This is a genomic window from Bacillota bacterium, assembly GCA_036504675.1.
Taxonomy (GTDB): Bacteria; Bacillota; Sulfobacillia; order JAJYWN01; family JAJZPE01; genus DASXUT01.
On sequence record DASXUT010000117.1, the window covers coordinates 1 to 2,421 of the forward strand.

Here is a 2,421-nt window from a genome sequence, read left to right on the forward strand (position 1 = left end):
CCGGCCCCGCCCGATGTGCAGCGGCCGCAGGACGGCCACGACGTAACGCCCGACGATGGGGATGCGGCCGAACTCCTCGTCGTCCAGCCCGCCGACGGCGATGAGGACGATGAAGTAGACCGCCGCCGCCAGGCCGACGGCTAGGAGGGTAGCGATCTTGGCATGGTGGACGACGGCCAGTAGGAGGCGGTAGCCGAAGAAGGCCGCGGCGGCCATGAAGGCGCTGGCCACCAGCGGCTTGACCACCGACTTCACCCAGTCCAGGCTGCCCCGGACGAGCCGCTCGACGGCCAGCCAGTTGAGGCCGCCGGCGACGAGGAAGCCGATGACCGTGGCGTAGGCGGCGCCCCTGACGTTCAGGGCCGGGATGGCCGTCAGCCACCAGGTCAACCCGGCCTTGACCGCGCCCCCGGCGATGAGGTTGTAGATGGGGATGGCGCTGCGGCCGAGGCCGTAAAGGATGCCCGAGGTCGTCTGCTGCAGAGATAGGAAGATCGTGGCCACGGCCGCCGCCGAGATGGTCACTCCGGCCCCGGCGTCGCCGAACAGGGTGTCCCCGATCTGGGACGGCAGGACCAGCAGGCCGACGGCCGCCGGGATGGTCAGGGCCAGGGTCAGCTGGAGGCTCTGGACGGTCCGGTGGCGGATGATGTCGGGCCGCTTGAGTTGTCTGGCCTCCGAGATGGCCGGAATGAGCGCCAGGAAGAAGGCCCCCGCGAACATCGTCGGCAGGTTCACCAGCAGCATCGCGGCCCCGCTGAGCTGGCCGAACATCTGGGTCGCCAGGACCTGCTCGATGCCGCCCGCCTTCAGCCTGGCCTGGACCAGGGCGACATCGAGGAATTGGATCAACTGCGCGGCCACGCCGGCGAAGGTGATCGGGATGGCCAGATAGATAATGTTCTTGAGGATGCGCCAGGAGGCGGCCCGATCGCCGCGGTCGAACGGCCCGCCCAGGCGGACCCACACGCCGGTCGGAGGGGTGGTGTCGGCCGGCAGGCCCGCCTCCCCGGGCAGACCGCCCAAGTTGGCTTGACCCAATGGGCTCTGACTCAGGTCGTCAGAGCCGAGGTCGCCCCCGGGCGTGATCCCGAACTGGGCCCGGATTGACCGGTTCTTCCAGACGAGGTAGGCCAGGGAGACGGTGGCCCCGATGACCGCCCCGAAGGTCGCCGCCGCCGCCCCATATTGCACTCCCAAGCGAAAAACGAAGGGGAGGATGATGAACAGGCCGATGACCCTGGCCACCTGCTCGATGAACTGGGACATAGCGAAGGGAGTCATCCGCTGCAGCCCCTGCAGGAATCCCCGGTAGACCGACATCACGGCGACCAGGAAGATGGCCGGCGCCAGGGAGACCATGGACAGGTAGGACCGCTCGTCGATGGAAAAGAGGCGGACCAGGAAGGGCGCCCCCCACCAGAAGAGGAGGGCGAAGACCAAGCCAAGGGAGGATAGCAGCCAGAAGGAGACGGCGAAGACACGCTCGGCGCCTTGACGGTCGTCGACGGCCATCCGCTCGGCGACCAGCCTGGCGATGACGATGTTGACTCCCTGGGTCGAGATGATCAGGAGGATGGTGTAGATGCGGTAGGCCGAGTTGTAGAGGCCCATGCCCTCGGACCCAAGGAGGTAATAGAGGGGGATGACGATCAATCCCCCGATGACCTTCGTGGCAAAGTTGGCCGAGGCCAGGACGAAGGTGCTCCGAAGGAACGATGGCCTGGCGGCCGACGGACCCTGCGACATTGTGGTCCCTCCGGGTGATGACGGACGGCTCATGTCATCTGACTCCTAGACTTAGCCGGATGTTTCAGTCCCCGTGCGGATCGCTTTCACGGCTCCCGGCGGGCCGCCTTCAGGCCGGGATCCCATCGCTTCGCGGGACGGCGGCCTTTTCCGGATGGACGAAGGTCGACACGACGGCGGTCACGGCGGCCAGGATCGCCCCCAGGACGAAGGTGGCGCTGGGACCCAGGACGCGCCAGATGAACCCGCCGAGGATGGGGAAGCCCACGCCGCTGATGTGGTTGATGGTGCTTCCGGTGGACAGAGCCGCCGGGATCTCGGCCCGAGGGCAGATCTTATCGAGGTAGGTCAGCTGGGCCATGTCGAAGTCCATGAACAACTGGTCCAGCCCGAAGATCAGGTAGACCAGGGGAAGGTAGTGGACGTAGGCGTAGCCCAGGTAAAGAAGGGTCAGGGTGGTGTAGTTGAAGACCAGGATACGCCGCTCGCCGAAATGGTCGATGACCCGCCCCATCAGGGGTCGGGTGAAGAAGGAGACGATGCTGACCGTGCCGATGGCCACCGAGATCTGGGCCGCCGACAGGCCGTACAGGCTGGCCAGCGCGTATTGAGCGAAGGTGAGGAAGATGTGACGCCGGCCTCCGGACAGGAACGTCAGTCCGTAGTACAGAC

The 2,421-nt window shown here is 66.5% G+C and carries 2 protein-coding genes; both read right to left on the reverse strand.

The annotated features are described in order from the left end of the window. Positions 1 to 1,749, reverse strand: a 1,749-nt coding sequence (locus VGL40_08305; protein ID HEY3315257.1) for a polysaccharide biosynthesis protein, incomplete at its 3' end; no start/stop codon positions are given. A 109-nt stretch (positions 1,750 to 1,858) separates the two neighbouring features. Next, positions 1,859 to 2,421: MFS transporter (locus VGL40_08310; protein ID HEY3315258.1), on the reverse strand; the 563-nt coding region annotated here is incomplete at its 5' end.